Source organism: Stratiformator vulcanicus, from assembly GCF_007744515.1.
Classification (GTDB): domain Bacteria; phylum Planctomycetota; class Planctomycetia; order Planctomycetales; family Planctomycetaceae; genus Stratiformator; species Stratiformator vulcanicus.
Window position 1 is genome coordinate 3,457,803 of sequence record NZ_CP036268.1, and the last position, 14,937, is coordinate 3,472,739.

General features: G+C 59.5%; 15 protein-coding genes, 1 tRNA gene and 1 riboswitch. Of the genes, 4 read left to right on the forward strand and 12 right to left on the reverse strand.

The genetic code is table 11. The features are described 5' to 3' along the window. Nucleotides 1-28 precede the first annotated feature (28 nt). Complete coding sequence (locus tag Pan189_RS13575) at nt 29-1,282, forward strand: tyrosine-type recombinase/integrase (protein ID WP_145364517.1); 1,254 nt, start codon at nt 29-31, stop codon at nt 1,280-1,282. Between the two features lie 14 nt (nt 1,283-1,296). Here the strand turns inward: Pan189_RS13575 and Pan189_RS13580 are convergent, their stop codons facing one another. The 8 genes from Pan189_RS13580 to Pan189_RS13610 form a co-directional block, all read right to left on the reverse strand. Next, the gene (locus Pan189_RS13580) at nt 1,297-1,671 is read right to left on the reverse strand and encodes a hypothetical protein (protein WP_145364518.1); all 375 of its coding nucleotides are present in this window, start codon (nt 1,669-1,671) and stop codon (nt 1,297-1,299) included. Continuing rightward, the gene (locus tag Pan189_RS21420; RefSeq protein ID WP_310820471.1) at nt 1,672-1,824 is read right to left on the reverse strand and encodes a hypothetical protein; all 153 of its coding nucleotides are present in this window, start codon (nt 1,822-1,824) and stop codon (nt 1,672-1,674) included. Nucleotides 1,825-2,072: 248 nt separating this feature from the next. Then, nucleotides 2,073-2,158: transfer RNA gene (locus Pan189_RS13585), tRNA-Leu, on the reverse strand. Between the two features lie 61 nt (nt 2,159-2,219). Then, nucleotides 2,220-3,248 (reverse strand): NHL domain-containing protein, encoded by a 1,029-nt coding sequence (locus Pan189_RS13590; RefSeq protein WP_310820472.1) that lies wholly within the window; start codon nt 3,246-3,248, stop codon nt 2,220-2,222. A 260-nt stretch (nt 3,249-3,508) separates the two neighbouring features. Then, the gene (locus Pan189_RS13595) at nt 3,509-4,432 is read right to left on the reverse strand and encodes an ABC transporter substrate-binding protein (protein WP_145364520.1); all 924 of its coding nucleotides are present in this window, start codon (nt 4,430-4,432) and stop codon (nt 3,509-3,511) included. Then, entirely contained in the window at nt 4,425-5,057 is a 633-nt protein-coding gene (locus tag Pan189_RS13600) for a DUF6580 family putative transport protein (RefSeq protein WP_145364521.1), read from the reverse strand. The genes Pan189_RS13595 and Pan189_RS13600 overlap by 8 nt, the downstream gene beginning before the upstream one ends. A gap of 100 nt (nt 5,058-5,157) precedes the next feature. Continuing rightward, the gene (locus Pan189_RS13605; RefSeq protein ID WP_145364522.1) at nt 5,158-6,174 is read right to left on the reverse strand and encodes a DUF1559 family PulG-like putative transporter; all 1,017 of its coding nucleotides are present in this window, start codon (nt 6,172-6,174) and stop codon (nt 5,158-5,160) included. A 294-nt stretch (nt 6,175-6,468) separates the two neighbouring features. Continuing rightward, a riboswitch (cobalamin riboswitch) is annotated at nt 6,469-6,700 on the reverse strand. Between the two features lie 64 nt (nt 6,701-6,764). Next, nucleotides 6,765-7,742 (reverse strand): L-threonylcarbamoyladenylate synthase, encoded by a 978-nt coding sequence (locus tag Pan189_RS13610; RefSeq protein WP_145364523.1) that lies wholly within the window; start codon nt 7,740-7,742, stop codon nt 6,765-6,767. Nucleotides 7,743-7,924: 182 nt separating this feature from the next. Here Pan189_RS13610 and Pan189_RS13615 point away from each other — a divergent pair, with 182 nt between their 5' ends. Continuing rightward, on the forward strand, nt 7,925-8,578 hold the full coding sequence (locus Pan189_RS13615) for a hypothetical protein (RefSeq protein WP_145364524.1): 654 nt from the start codon (nt 7,925-7,927) through the stop codon (nt 8,576-8,578). A gap of 14 nt (nt 8,579-8,592) precedes the next feature. Further along, nucleotides 8,593-9,294: a PIN domain-containing protein gene (locus Pan189_RS13620; RefSeq protein WP_145364525.1), complete on the forward strand. Its 702-nt coding sequence runs from the start codon at nt 8,593-8,595 to the stop codon at nt 9,292-9,294. Nucleotides 9,295-9,338: 44 nt separating this feature from the next. Here Pan189_RS13620 and Pan189_RS13625 read toward each other — a convergent pair whose 3' ends face one another. The 4 genes from Pan189_RS13625 to Pan189_RS13640 all read right to left on the reverse strand — a co-directional run bounded on the left by Pan189_RS13625 (nt 9,339) and on the right by Pan189_RS13640 (nt 13,710). Next, nucleotides 9,339-10,349, reverse strand: coding sequence for a tetratricopeptide repeat protein (locus tag Pan189_RS13625; protein ID WP_310820473.1), 1,011 nt, complete (start codon nt 10,347-10,349; stop codon nt 9,339-9,341). 110 nt (nt 10,350-10,459) lie between these two features. Then, nucleotides 10,460-12,055, reverse strand: coding sequence for a DUF8689 domain-containing protein (locus tag Pan189_RS13630; RefSeq protein ID WP_310820474.1), 1,596 nt, complete (start codon nt 12,053-12,055; stop codon nt 10,460-10,462). Nucleotides 12,056-12,097: 42 nt separating this feature from the next. Beyond that, nucleotides 12,098-12,880, reverse strand: a complete 783-nt coding sequence (locus Pan189_RS13635; RefSeq protein ID WP_145364527.1) for a hypothetical protein — start codon at nt 12,878-12,880, stop codon at nt 12,098-12,100. Nucleotides 12,881-13,401: 521 nt separating this feature from the next. After that, the gene (locus tag Pan189_RS13640; RefSeq protein WP_145364528.1) at nt 13,402-13,710 is read right to left on the reverse strand and encodes a Rieske (2Fe-2S) protein; all 309 of its coding nucleotides are present in this window, start codon (nt 13,708-13,710) and stop codon (nt 13,402-13,404) included. 291 nt (nt 13,711-14,001) lie between these two features. Here Pan189_RS13640 and Pan189_RS13645 point away from each other — a divergent pair, with 291 nt between their 5' ends. Next, nucleotides 14,002-14,649 carry an ankyrin repeat domain-containing protein gene (locus Pan189_RS13645; protein WP_145364529.1) on the forward strand — a complete coding sequence of 216 codons (648 nt, stop codon included), beginning with the start codon at nt 14,002-14,004 and terminating at the stop codon, nt 14,647-14,649. Nucleotides 14,650-14,937: the final 288 nt, after the last annotated feature.

Genomic DNA, 14,937 nt, shown 5'->3' on the forward strand with positions numbered 1-14,937 from the left:
CCTTGGGGCAGACTGTCAGGCGACTCGCATGGCATCGCTGGAGAACCGCACCGGCTACTACAACGTCGTCTTCCGCTTCGGCGGCCGCAAATTCACGCGGTCGCTCGGCACCGACGACGAACGTGAGGCGGACCGGATGCGGGCTAATCTGGAGCAGACGATCCGTGACGTGAAGAGCGGTCGCCTGACAGTTCCCGAAGACGCCGAGATCGCGACGTTTCTGCTATCTGATGGGAAGCTGACGCAGGCTCCGAAAGTCATCGACGAGGAAGAGCCGGATGTCCCTGCCGCACCAGCCTTGGTCGAGGTCTTCGGCCAGTTCTTCGACTCGTTGCCGGACGGGGCGCTGGAAGACTCCACGATCGCCACCATGAAAACCCACCGGCAGAATCTACTGCGGATTCTCGGCCCTGATGAGATCATCGCTGAGCACATCGACCTCAACACACTCGACCGCTACGTCCGCAGTCGGAGTCGGGAGAAAGGGCAGCGTGGCCGGAATATCGGGACCGTCACGATTCAGAAGGAGATCGCGACCCTGCGTCGCGTATGGCGGTGGGCGCGGAAACGAGGAATCCTGCCAAATGATTTCCCGGACGTGGGCGACATCCAGATGCCCAAGTCATCGGAGAAACCGGCGTTTCAGACGTATGACGAAATCACGCGGCAGATTAAGACCGGTGGGCTGTCCGAGGCCGAGCAGCGGGAATTGTGGGATTCGCTCTATCTGCGAACGACAGAGATCGACAAATTGCTCGACCACGTTCGCGCGAATGCACGTCAGGCTTTCCTCTACCCGATGGTCGTGGCCGCGGCCCACACCGGGGCGAGGCGGAGCGAACTGATGCGGTCGCAGGTTTCGGACATCCGCGAGGATTCTCTGATCATCCGCGAGAAGAAACGCAGAAAGGGCCGACAGTCGACTCGGCGAGTCCCGCACTCAAGCCGATTGCGTAAGGCACTGGATGAATGGTTGGAGCAACATCCGGGCGGTTCACATACTTTTGGGATCACGAGTGAAAGCGAGGCCGAGCCGATTCGACCGCTCACTCCGGAGCAGGCGCACGATGCATTTCAACTTGTCCTGAAGCAAAGCCGCTGGAAGGTGATCCGGGGCTGGCACTGCCTCCGGCACTCGTTTATCAGCAACCTCGCGTCGCAGGGCGTCGACCAACGCTTGATCGACGAATTCGTTGGCCACACGAGCGAAGAGATGCGGAGACGTTACCGGCACCTACTGCCCGAGGTGAAGGAGGCCGCGATTCGCGGTGTGTTCGATTGAGTCGAGACCGCCGATCAAGATTGCCCAAGATGTCTCCTTTCTTCGGTGGCTTCCAGAAGCTCACGGATCGAAGGCGGCATCGGCAATTCAACGTCGATGCTTGACCCTAATGCCCGTTTCGGGGCCGCCGTGCCTGCCTCAAGACCCGCTCGGTATGACTCGGCCAGTTGCAGGGCCGTCTCAGTTAACGCCCTCATGGTGGCGGAACCCGCGAGTTGATTGAAGAAGACGCTCACGCCGGTGGTGACGACGAGGTCCTCGACCGGTTCGGTGGTCCACATCACGATCGGGATGTCGCTTCGAAAGCCTTGCCGCAGCATCGCCGTAAACCAGATGCCACTCTCGCGGTCGAAGGCTTGCGAACGAGGCTTGAATCGCTCGCCGATCACCTAGTAGTCGGCATCCCACGCATCGGCCTCGAACCAGTCAGAGGGCCGGTTGAAGCACCGCACCTCGACCGGGCCGTAGCACGCGCACATCGCGGCGAAGCTGTCGAGTGCCGTCGTATCTTTGACGAAGTCGAGTCGGTAAGGCTTCACCATTCAGTCTCCCGACACTCTGACGGCTGCGAACACCTCAGTTGCGACCGCGTCGGAACCAGCAGGCGGCGGAAGGCGGCCCCAGGGACGGATGGGCTCCGGTCAGCTACCCAGTACGACGACTTGCAGGGAATCTGAAGGTCGCAATTGACTCGCGATGTGACCTCAATTTTGTCCGCGATTTGTCCGCGGTCCGTCTCGGCCAAAAGAGAAAGGACTCACGGCAATCGCCGTAAGTCCTTTGGTGGCAGTGCCCAAGAGAGGACTCGAACCTCCACGTCCGTTTAAGGACACTAGGACCTGAACCTAGCGCGTCTGCCAATTCCGCCACCTGGGCTTGGTGTGGAGCGATAATCTACGTCTCCGACGCCGTCGCGACAAGCGAGGTTCGCCCTCCGCTAAAATGCTGGAAAATACTGTCGCACTTTGTGGTTCTCGCTGTCGCCGACGTACACGAAGTCTTTTTTATCAACGCAAATACCATGGGGCCGAGCGAGTCGGCAATTTCGCGAGTGGCGTTCGAGTCCGTCGGGTCCGTCGCCGCGTTTCCCGTCTCCAATAATCGTGTGAATGAGGCCACTGGTTAGGTTGATCAGTCGGACCGTATGGCTTTCGGTATCGGCGAAGTAGATTACGCCATTGTTGCCAAAGGCAACGCCTTTCGGGCCGGCGAGTTTGGCCTCCTTCGCCGGGCCGCCGTCGCCGGTGTAGCCCTTCTCACCGGTGCCCGCAACGTGCCGCAGCGTCTTTTCGCGGAGGTCGATGGTGTAGATCGTGTTGCCCTCGCGCAGCGCCAGAACCAGCGTGTGATCGCCATCGAAGTCCAAGGCGCGAGGTCCGTTGAGCGGAGTACCAGTGAGCGGAGCGCCATCGGGCGTAGACCCTCGTTCTCCGGTGCCCGCGAATGTCGAAATTCGCCCGGTTTTCAGATCGACGCGCCGGATGCGGTGATTGCCGATATCGCAGACCAACAGTCCGTCGTTGCCGTCAAAACAGATGGAATGGGGTTTATTGAACTTCGCTTTGTCAGCCGGTCCGCCGTCGCCGGCGAAGCCTTTCTCGCCGAGAGTGCCAGCCACGACTGACACCTTTCGCGTTTGGCGATCAAATCGACAGACGACGTGATTGGGCATATCGACATAAAACAGATGCCCCTCGGGATCAAAGCGGACTTCGTAGGGCTGCTTGATTGAGAAGCCCGCGTCCTTATCGTCAGCCGGTTCACCCGGCGGACTCGCGCTCAAGACGGTTTCGATGACGCGGGTACGACGGTCGAGTCGGCGTATTCGGCTCGAGGCAATCTCGCAGATATAGAGCGCCCCATCGGGCCCAATCTCGACACCGTAGGGCTCCGCCACCGCGGCAGTTCGGCCGGGCCCGCCATCGCCGGTGGCGGCTTGCTCGCCCGTCCCGGCAATTGTCAGCACGCTAGATTTGAGCTCCGCGGAAGCCGGAACCAGCGTCACGAATGACACAAGAATGCCGAGCATTGAACGGAAGAAACGACGCCCGGCGACATGAGTATTGAACTCAGGCCTCGAAAAGGTGTCGCACCTGAATTGTCGTGCGAGGCCGTTCGCTGAATGCTCTTGCGGCTTCGCCGCCCGGACGCTGTCCGGGCCACTCCGTGATGGGTCACTCGCAAGAACTCGGCTTGCGCTGCGGGCTCGTGTCGTGTGATGACTCATCAACTGAACTCCTCGAACAGGACGGACGCGTCGAGGCGGACCCAGGATTCGGCGACCGACTCGTCTCCTATGAGCATCGCACTGAGCATTTCGACCGAATCGGCGAGGCTCGGGGCGGGGCGATTAAAAAACTTTTGACCGTCGGCGACGAAAACCTGATTGTCGCTGACCGCTCGCAGCTTCGACCATTCCGGTTTCTCCGCCAGGACGCCGAGTTCCCCCATCGCACGCTGTCGCGAAAAGCCGCAGGGAGCGATCAGAATCACATCCGGATCGGCGGCGAGCAGCTCGCTCCATTCGAAGGAGCGAGATTCGCTGCCGGCTTTCGAGAGCACATCCTCCGCGCCGGCGGCAGCGACGATATCGGGAATCCAATGCCCGGCGGTCATCAGCGGATCGATCCAGTCGAGAAACACGAGCCGCTGCCGCGGACGATCGGCCGCGTCGTCGAAACAGGTGGCGACGCGCGATCGCAGATCGGCCGCCAACTCACGGCCCCGCTCCGCGACGCCGAGATGCTCGGCGACCTCTTCGATTTCCTCCCACACCCCGGCCAGTCGCGATGCGCAAAACGCAAAGACGTCGGGCTGCGGATCGAACTGCCGAATCGCCGCCTCAACCAGTGACGGACCCGCTGCGCACAGGTCACATACCCCCTGCGTGAGAATGACGTCGGGCCGCAGCGAGGCGAGCGTGGCCTCATTGATTCGATACACCGACGTCTCACCGGCGGCCCGCACCTGCTCATCAATCGCTCTGCTGCTCGCCTCGACGTCAATCGAGACGCTGGTGCATTCGGGAAGGTGCATCACCTCCGGCTGGTCACAGGAGTGCGAACGACCGACGAGTTGGTGACCCAGACCGAGGTCACACACGATCTCCGTCGCCGAGGGGATAAGCGAAACGATCCGCGGCTCAGGCATGAACGCGTCTCAAGGAGGGCAGGGCAAAGTTCGGGCGTTGCTCCGGTGCGACGGCGAACCAGAACAGCACCGGCAGATAGACCGCCATCGCGACGAGGCTGTTGCGGAAAAACGGAATCGCCGCGACATAGCACTTAACGAGGCCGGCGAGCGTCATCGGATAGGTCGACCACTCTGCCAAGACCCACGTCGCGAAGTTCGTGAGCATGAAAAATGCGACAGCCCCCGCAAGGCCGCGGCCGAACACGCCGACCCACGTGCATTGGCCCGGTTTGAGCGTCCAGCCGAGCATCACGACCAGCAGCATCGAGGCGTAGACGAAAATCTGCGACGAGTAGAATCCCATTTCGGGGCCGTAAATCAGTGCGATCAGGCAATCACCGACAAACCACAGGGCGAAGGTCAGTCCGATTCCGAGTCCGCGGTGCGAGAGCATTGCGCCGCCGAACAGAGCCAGCGGTAAGATCGGTGAGAAGTTCCACGGATACGTGGTCGTTTCGGGATCGATGCTGAGCCCGCCGAATTTGCCGAGCAGGTAGGGCAGGATGCGTAACAGGACCGCCATGGCAGCAATCGCCGCGACGACGGGCCAGCGAACGGTTTGGGAAGGTTGATCGAAATTCATCTTGGTTTGCGAAGTCCTTTCGGGAATGAATCCGCACCCGTTGGACTCTGCCAACGGGCGCGGGAGGTGTCAATCGGACGGCGACAATCAGTTTCGCCCGTCAGTCACGGTCGTAGAGTTCGTCCTGCAAGGCAGGATCATCGAGATTGCCGAGCGAGGCGAAGCCGAGGTTCTCCTTGTCCATTCGCTGCGCTTGGCCGTCGGAAACTCCGTTCAAGTTGCCAGGATCGCCACCGGACATGATTGCGAACGCTCGCCCTATCGTCTCGACATGTCCGTCGAGAAAGGCAATATTCGCAGTCCGATTATGGCGGAAGTGGATATTCGGAAAGTTGTTGCTTGGCGGTTCAAGGATCCACGTTTCCTCAAAACTGTACGGCGGTCCGGCAGAGTATGTCGGCGGAGCATATGTTGCCGTGACCTGACCAGAATCGGCGAAGGCGATGGTCTGGGTCAATTGCCGCACGTCTCTGAGTTTTCTGCAAAGCGGCTTAATCGGCCCGGTCGGGTCGTACGAGCCGAGCGGAATCTCAGGGCGAATGCCGCCGGTATCATGCTCTCGCTCCGCGTACCAGCTTCGCGAAAGAAAGTAGCCGTTGTAGGCATATCCGCTCGCGGGGCGTTGGGCTTCGATGATCGTTCCGTCAGCCCCTATGTATCGCTGGAATCGCACTTTTTCGATTTGACCGGGGCCGAGATCGGGACATTGGAAAGCGGTATAGTTCGTTTCCATGAACGGGGCGAGCGGTCCCTTGGCGAAGTCGAGTACATCGTCCGACGCGTCAAACGCTGCGTTGTAATCGACGAGCCCGAACCAAAATTGAACTGTCCCGTCGGAGGACGCCTGATGACGCTCGTCTTCTACAACATAGGGTAACAGCGTTTCCAATTGAGTCTCAGCATAATTGTGTAGCGCCAGCGTTAATTGCTTCAATCGATTCTTGCACTGTGCGCTTCTTGCCGCGGACCGAGCCTGCTGCACCGCGGGCAGCAGCAGCGCGATCAGGATCGCGATGATCGCGATCACAACCAGTAGCTCAATCAGCGTGAAGCCGCGCACGCGGCGCGGACTTCGATCTCGCGGTGCGTTTGCGGCACCGCTTCGTGTCTTATTCATCTCAGCGTCTCTCCGAAAGAGACGGCAGCATTCTCAAATTGTCGAGCTTCTCTTCACAGGGTGCCGGGGGCGTGTCGCCCCCGCAGTGTTGAACTCGCTCGCGTATTGCATCGCCTCCAACTCGCGAAGCTGTCGCACTTGGTACCGGCGCAAAAGTTGAGCGAGCCTCTCGATGCGGGGGCGACACGCCCCCGGCACCCAAGTCGATTCAACACATGCCCGGCGGCTTACGCCCGGGCTGGCGTGAGAATTTATCTGCCGTCACGTGGCTTCGTCCGATCCCCGACGGACGTTGCTCAATCCGGCTCACAGGCAGGTCTTCCGACTTCCGGACAGTCACACCCGCGGCCTTCCCACACGATCGACGACATCGTCGATATTCCGGCACAAGAGGCGGCCGGCGCGCAGTGGCGTGTTCGCGAATGTATCTCCGATTACGGCGGCGGGTCCGCGACGGATTCTCACCGTCTTCCCTATTCTCTCCAACCGCAACAAGCGATGGAGCACCTGGGCCGAGAGTTACGGTAACGCTTTCGAGGACATGATCAAGCGTCGGTGCGAGTGGGCGTGAATTTACGCCCACTCGCCTCTCACGCCTCCCTGTCCCCCGACCCGGCTGCGGCGCGGTTCAAGCGGTCATTCAAGGCGATGCCGAGGCCGACGTCGGGGAACGGGAAGGCATAGATTCGCTCGGCGCTCGAAGCGTCCAGTCGTCGCAGAGCGCCATAAAAACTGGCCGCTGCGACGGTGAGATCGCCCTCGGAAGAGAGTTGCTCCAGCGCAGCCGGCTCGATATCTCTCTCGACCGGTCCGAGCAGCAGCAGCCCGCTTCGCGTCGGCTCGTCGATCTGTGAGAACGACGTCACGATCGAGAGCGGTTTGCGCGGTGCGTAGTGCTTCGACAGCATGCCGGGGCTTGGGGCGGGGCCTCGTCGTGTTCCGTCTCCATTCGATCCGAAGGGACCAATGACCGACTCGATCTCCTCCCGCGTGATGCCCCCCGGGCGAAGCAGTTGCGGCGTTGATACGGCGAGCGACAGGACGGTCGACTCGATGCCGACGGTGCAGGGGCCCCCGTCCAGAATGTAATCGATCTTACCGCCCAACGACTCAGCCACGTGCGCTGCGGTCGTTGGGCTGATGCGGCCGAATGGATTTGCGCTCGGCGCGGCGACAGGAACACCGGCTGCCTTCAAGAGTTCTCGTGCGAGATCAGGCGCTGGGACACGTACGCCGACGGTGGAGAGACCCGACGAGACGAGGTCAGGCACGCATTCCCGTTTCGGAAGCACGATCGTGAGTGGTCCCGGCCAAAATTTCTCGCTGAGTCGTGTAGCGCGATCGGGCCAATCGCTGACCAATTCTCGAGCGGTCGCGGCATTGGACACATGGACGATGAGCGGATCGAACTTTGGTCGCTGTTTGGCTGCGAAGATCTTCGCGACCGCCAACGGATCGAGCGCGTTCGCCCCGAGTCCGTAAACGGTTTCCGTACCGAACGCGACCAGTCCGCCCTCGCGGAGCAAAGCAGCCGCTCGGATAACGTCAGTGCCAATTGGGCAGGGCATATCTGATTGCGATCTTCTCGAAAAAGACGATAGTGCAAATAGAGGCGTTCGGCGCTTAGTACATGAACAGCCAGTCGAGCGGAGGATTGCTGCGTCGAATGGGTCCTCAAGTATTTCCACTCGCAACAGAACTTGCCTAAAATAATCTCGTCGAGAATTACCTCGCAACATGGGAATAACAAATGAAAGTGTTTCGAGAACTTTTCGTCGAAGCCACGAGAGAGCAGATGGACGAGGCTGTTTCTCAAATGACTCAAAGCAGTGCAGCCCATTGGTCGCGTGACAAAGAAGCTGAGACACGCGTTAGTACAATGTCGGCCGGATCGACGCGTCGGAAATATTGTTTCCGGTGCAATACTGGCACTTCACTACCCGGCGCGCTTCTGTTCTTAACGGAGAAGGGGGAGCAGTTGTTTTATGTTTCGAACGTCATACCTACCGAGAGCGGAGGCTTTGATGTAGCGGAATACAATAATCTGTTGCTCGATTTTTATAACCAAGTGTTTCGTCCAGCCGCTCATAATCTGCAGCACCGTCTTACAGAGGCAGATGTCGATTTGAATGAGTGGATGTCCGAGTCAACACAGAGTCTCTTGGCTGCATTCTCCGATTGTGCAAACAAGAGTACTGGAGCGGCTCATCCGAATGATCGCGCGAGATGGCTCGCATTTGTCGTTAAAGCACACGAGGAGAATTGCACACTGGAAGCAGCCGACTTGAAACGCTGGTTAATCGAAGAAGGTGGATGGGGCGAAGAGATCGCCGCTGAGCTTGCGATGGAATATTCGATAGCAAGAGAAGTCCTTGGTTTCGCGCAGACTGCCGATGTCGCCTGAGAAAGAAACCTCGGATGCCTTCCGTTCAAGAAGTTGCCAACGAATTCGCAAATTCCGAACTTCCAATAATGCTGCTGGATACCTGCATTCTTTTAGACGTGGTCCGTTCAGTACATCGAGAGATTCCGAGAGCTGCGTCAGCGGCGGTGCGATTGAGAGAGAGCCTCGACCAACAAGAGTGCCGGCTGGCTGTTTCGGAAGTTGTTCGGCGTGAGTGGAATGATAACGTGCCTCAAGTGCAGGAAGAGACCATCCGACATTTCTCCAAGATGGACGAAGCCGCGAAGATTTTTCATGACATTTGCGAAGATATCAACGTTGAATTAAAATTTGAGCGACCGCTTTACACAGAATGCACGCTAGATCAGTCGCTTCGCCAGCTTTCAGAGGATTTACTCGATCTGGCATTCACAATCGACATCGACACTGAAAGTAACAATCGGGCAACTCGACGCATAATGACAAAAACACCGCCGGCAGGTCGAGGCAGCGAAATCAAGGATTGCATTATTTTAGAACAATACTTGGCTCTTGGACGCCAGTTAATTGAAGTCGGCAGTGAGACCTGTATAGTCTTCTGCTCATCAAATACGAGAGATTTTTGCGGTGCTGACAGACGCCCACATGCGGAGATTGTTGCCGACCTATCGCAAGTCGGAATCGATTTTGCGACAAAACTCGACTGGGCAAATCACCTCTTGTTTAAGGAAGTCTGATCGAGGTCTTCTTCCACCGTGAAGTCTCACGCCCGCGAATTGCATCAATCCCCGAAACCACCAAGCCGCTGGTTGCGGAGTTGCTCCAGTTGAGCAGGCGTCATGGTCGGATGACCGGACGACGGTGCGGCCGCATCAAACGAGCCGGACGGCCATGAGGTCGTATTTCTTCCGCCCTCAGAGCTCGGTTGAGGGTTGGACGCGCCGGCGTTACGTACGTTGCGGGTCTCGCCCCGTTGACCGCTGACCTGTTGACCGCTGACCTGCTGCAAAGGCTGAGCAGGTTGCGGCTGCGGTGCCGGTGTCAGTGTGCCGTTCGCCAGCAGCGCCCGGTCTTCGTTTTCGCGGCGGATCTCGTCGATCATCGCCACCGCCTGTTCCAGATCGGGCTTCAATGTCGCAGCGGTCAGGAACTGACGCTCGGCCTCGGCGATCTTGCCCTTCTCATAAAGCAGATAGCCGACGTTGTAATGGGCTTCCGCTTGTCCGACAGACGCTACAAAATGCGGAAAGGCATCGGCTGTTCGTTCGGCGTGAACGAGTGCGACTCCGAGAGGGAAGCGATAGCGCGGATCCATGGGCGCGGCGGCGACCGCGCGGCCATGGTATTCGATCGCTTTTTCCCATTGCTTTCGGCCGGCGTAAAACTGACCGGCAGCCTGCTGAACTTCGGCGTTATCGGGATTCGCACGGGCAAGCGAGAGGTAGCCTTCTTCGGCGACCTGATAGCGACCGGCCAGTTCGTCGATTCGGGCAATGCCGAGCTTCGCCGCGACCGACTTCGGGTCTTTACGCAACACGCGTTCGAAGGCGCTGCGTGCCGCGGCATGATTGCCGACTTCTGACTGTAAGGCCGCGTAGCTCAAGTGCAGCCGCTCGGGATTTCTTAGATCGTCGGCCGTGGCAGGCGCTAACGGAGTCCCATCGGGCGGCACCATGTTTTTGCGGGTGAACGTTGTAAACGTGCTGCTTCCGGACGACGTACATCCGACCGTGAGCGCGCAGAGCATTGCCGGGATCAAGACGACGGCAGCATGACGTGGAGTGGCAGCCAACTCGCACCTCCTTGTGCGGCCGGCGTAGCCCATCCGTGGTATCGCCGACCGAATTTCATGGAGCGGCGGCACAGCCCGTGCCGCTGGAGCCGCCGAACGGCAGCATTGAGTTACAGCTGGCAGAAGAACCGCTTCGTCGCTTCGGCCATTAGTTCCGGTGTTAACCGAACCGGCCGATTCTCGTATCGGCAGATCGAGATGATCGTCTCCAGTAAATCTCGGGCATCGCTCGAACGCGGCGTCTTTCCGCGGTCGTAATAGTTCGAATAGAGAAAGTCCACAGCTTCGGGGACATAGCGAATCTCTCGAGACTTGCAGTGAAACTTAAAGATGTCGCCGAAGTGATCGCGGTCGGGCGGACCGATTTTGATCTTGTTGCGAATTCGTCGCAGGAACGCTTCGTCGACCAACTCACGCGGATCGAGGTTCGTCGAGAAGACAATCATCTGCTCAAACGGAACCGCAAACTTCTTGCCGGTCGCCAGCGTGAGATAGTCGATGCGTTCTTCGAGCGGCAAAATCCAGCGGTTCAGCAGGTCGCGCGGCGAGACGATCTGCCGCCCGAAGTCGTCAATCAGAAAGACCCCGCCATTGGCCTTCACGTGCATCGGCGCTGTGTGAATATTGCTTTCGGCGTTGTAGCGAAGATCGAGCATATCGAGCGTCAGCTCGCCGCCGGTAATGATGACCGGGCGACGTATCCGTCGCCAACGTGTGTCGATGTTGCCTTCGTTGCCCATTCCCAGCGTCTCGGCCGACCCGGCTGGTTGAGAGGCGACATCGCCATCGACGGCCTTGTGCAGCGTCGGGTCGAACATCGTCACGATCGCGCCTTCAGCCTCGATCGCGTACGGGATGAAGATTTCGCCCCCGTAATGGTTCAGGTACCGCCCGAGGCCGCGGGCGACCATCGATTTCCCGTTTCCGGGTGGACCATAAAGAAATACGGAGCGTCCACTGCAAACCGCGGGGCCGAGTTCGGCGAGCAGATCGCGCCGCATAATCAAATCGCTGAAGGCCTTACCCAACGAATTCGGTGTGCATCGCAGCCCCGCGACCGATTGTCGGCGACACTGCTCTTCGTAATCAGAAAGCGGGACCGGGGCGGGGCCGACATAGCGACATCGCGTGAACGCCTCGTGCGATCGAGTCCGCCCCATCTGAGTCAGTTGGAATTGGTAAGACGCCGGCCCGATCGGATGCCCGCTGGGAACTTCGAGCAGCTTCTCGTCTTTGAGAACTCTCAGCGGCGCCTCGATCACCTGAAACGGCAGCCGCAGTTCGCGGGCGATCTCTACGCCATACTGCCGGTCGGACAGATAGAGCGTCTTCAGGATCAGCTCTTGAACGGTCGCGGACGTCAGCCCCGACCTCTCAATGTTTGTCGGCGTATGCGGCGGCTCGATCGCGCGCATCTGCAGCTTGTGGTCCTCAGACGAATCGGGCTGGCGGTCCGCAATGGCCGAGGAAATGGTGCGGGCCGTGTCGCCGCCCGCTGCAAATTCGCCCGCTTCGGCTCCCCGGTACGGCGTGCCCATCGGCAGGGCACTCCGCTCCGCGGGAAACAGCGACGAGAATAGTTCCTGAGTCGAAGCGTGTCGCGAAGGGCTTCCGGCGGAACCACCCGGACGATTGGCCTCGTCCGCGATTTCGGTCGTTGATGGCGAAACCGATCCGTGACGGTCTCCGGAGGCACCTGCGCTCATAGAACTTCAAACTTCAACGAAGACGAGTGGGACGCGTATCGTTTAGCTACCGCTTCCGCCGCCGGAAATGGCTGCGGCATCGTAGTTGATCTGCGGCGGGAGCTGCGTCGCGAGGGCGGCCCGATGGATCGCGTCGACCTCGTTGGCCGGACGTCCCTGCGGCATGGCCGTTCGCAGGATGATCGGCGGGAGGTTCGCCCCGGCCATCAGCTCGGTCGAAGCGGCTTCGACGTTGGCAAGGCGGGCGTTGCTGATCATCGAGTCGCCGTCCGACTGGATGAAGACGGTTCGCTGAGTCTGCGGAGCGTGCCGCAGAATCCAATCCAGATGGACCTGTCCCGGTGCCGTCAGTTCATGAGTGGCCGGGTCGAAGTGGTAGCTGTAAAGCGTGAGGGCCTGCATCCAGCCGTTTTGCTGCTGAATGGCGATCAAGTTGCGTACTTGCTCCCGATCTTGGCAGACATAAGGGTACGGCCAGTATTTGGCGGCGTGGTATTGATCGACCAGTCGGGTCGTCCCTTTGGCCGGTCGCGGGAAGGGCGGCCAGGCGAGGCCCTTTTTGCATTTTTGTTCTTCGCCGATCGGGCCGGGCCGATCAGCCGAGCATCCGCAGCGGTCGCCGCACTTGCTACACGCACTGCCTGAGGACGATCCGGGACTGCATCCGTCCCCGACCGACGTCTCCGAGACGCACTCGGCGGTCGTGCAGGCGCTCTCGCCGCAATCGTCCGACGTGCAGGAGAGGGAACTCGACAACGACGCGCAGCCCGATAAGAGCATGGCGACGGCGCCGAACAGGATCAGTCCGCAACAAGTCGACCGCATGACGATTCCCTCCGTGGGTCAGGCCCGCAGGTTTCCGTCGTGCGCGAACGGTCCGCGCTCCAATGACGGTCCTGCGCCGCATGAAACGACGATGGCCCCGCCTTCCTATCGGCAGTCAATCGAAGCGGTCATAACAAGAAACACGATTCGCACAGATGACGGGGCGAAAGCACGCCGATCCACCACGAACTGGTCCGCCAGCGAAGCGATTTCATTCGCGCCGCAAGGTCGGAACGTCGAGCGCGAAGGGTCGCGATTTCGTCGGGCGGGCTATGCCCGCCAGCGATCGCGAGAAGCGAGAAGCGAGAAGCGAGAAGCGGGAAGCAGGAAGCGGGAAGCGAGAAGCGGGAAGTCAGAAGACAGGAGACAGGAGCGTCCCTCCGTCATCTATCTAACTTTCAACTCTAGACCCTGCGGACACAGCCCGCCCTACTGTTTCGCTTCTCGTTTTTCGCTTCTCGCTTCTCGTTTTTCGCTTCTCGCTTCTCGCTTCTCGGTCCTCGCTCCTCGCTCCTCGCTCCTCAAGAGAGCTCGACAAATACGTCATCGCCTTCAACCGTCACTTCGAATCGTTGCTGTTCGATGTTCGGCGTCAAACAGTGTCGGCCGGTCGTCACGTCGAATTGCCACCCGTGCCAGGGACACGTGATCCGCGTCCCCATCAGATGCCCCTTGCCGAGCGGACCGCCGGCGTGGGGGCAAACTCCGTCGAGCGCGAAGAATTTTCCGTCGACGTTATAGATCGCCACGATCCGGTCATCGACAACAAACTCCCCCGCCTTCCCCGGCGGCACATCTTCAATGGCACACACCCGCTGTCGCTCGCTCATGGTACTCCCTGCGCTCTCGTTGGACGCCCATCTTATCAAAAGACAGACTGGCAGGGGACGACCCTCTCGTCGCCCCCAGCGAGCGCGGGGTAGTGATTGCAAGCCGTCGAGTTTGATCGCGCTGCGACACATGGTCATCATCAACCCACCGTCTGGGGGCGGGCGGCTTGAGATTGGCGGGGGCACCTATGCAAAACGAGCATTGTCGTTAATCGTGCCCGTCCCCAGCCACCCAGCGTCTCATAGATGTTGTGCAACCCAGCTTCTGACCCAAGCTAAGTTAGCCGACACATGGCCAAGATCGCTCAAGTACTTATTCAGATCGCGCAGTCCGTTGAGCCGAATGGTGGCTTCTTCGGCTACTTCGACCTCGTCGATGCTCTGGAAGCGAGCCCGGCAGCCTTGGAGCGTTTCAAGTCGGCTCTCTCATCCGCCAGTGCCGATGAACTGGACGGTATCTATGAAGTCGACGAGCAGTATGGCTGGATCGTGATGGGGGCGGCCGACGCGATGGACCTGTTGCCTGACGATCCGCGGCTGTTCCTTTCGAAAGCAGACGCGGCCGCATTGCCCGACGACAAGATCATTGGAGCGCTCGTTTCCGCGTGCATCGTCAATGATGTCGAAACGGTCTCACGCCTGGCGACGCGCGTTGACGTGAACTCGCTCGATCACCATAAACAGACCGCTCTGGGTTACGCGGTCGGGAACAATCACGCGGAGTGCGTGCGCATATTGCTGTCGAACGGGGCAAATCCCAACCGTGTTCAGAACTGGGGAAACACCGCCATGCACGACTGCGCGATGTCGGTGAGTTCGAAAGAGATCTTTCAAATGCTTCAAACGGCTGGCGGCGACGTGAGCATTAAGAACGACGAAGGTCAGAGTGTGCTCGATCTACTGAAGCAGAATCGACGGCAGCACTGGATTGCACATTAACGGCGGGTGGCTGGGGTGGTGGATCGCAGTTCTTCCTTGAATTGATCGGGTAGCACGGCCCAAACGGGCCGTGTCGCGCAAGCGACAAGAGGCGATCAATCACATAGCCTGAATTCAGTGATCATTGCCGAATGACAAGCCAATCACCGACTACGTAATCTCGATTGCGATCGAAACTCAACTCTGCATCGCCTCGTGTGCCTGATGGCACCCGGCCCGATGGGCCGGGCTACCCGAAATTTCCTTGATTTGGATGTAAGGCGCGACGATAGGACAGGATGGCTGAGG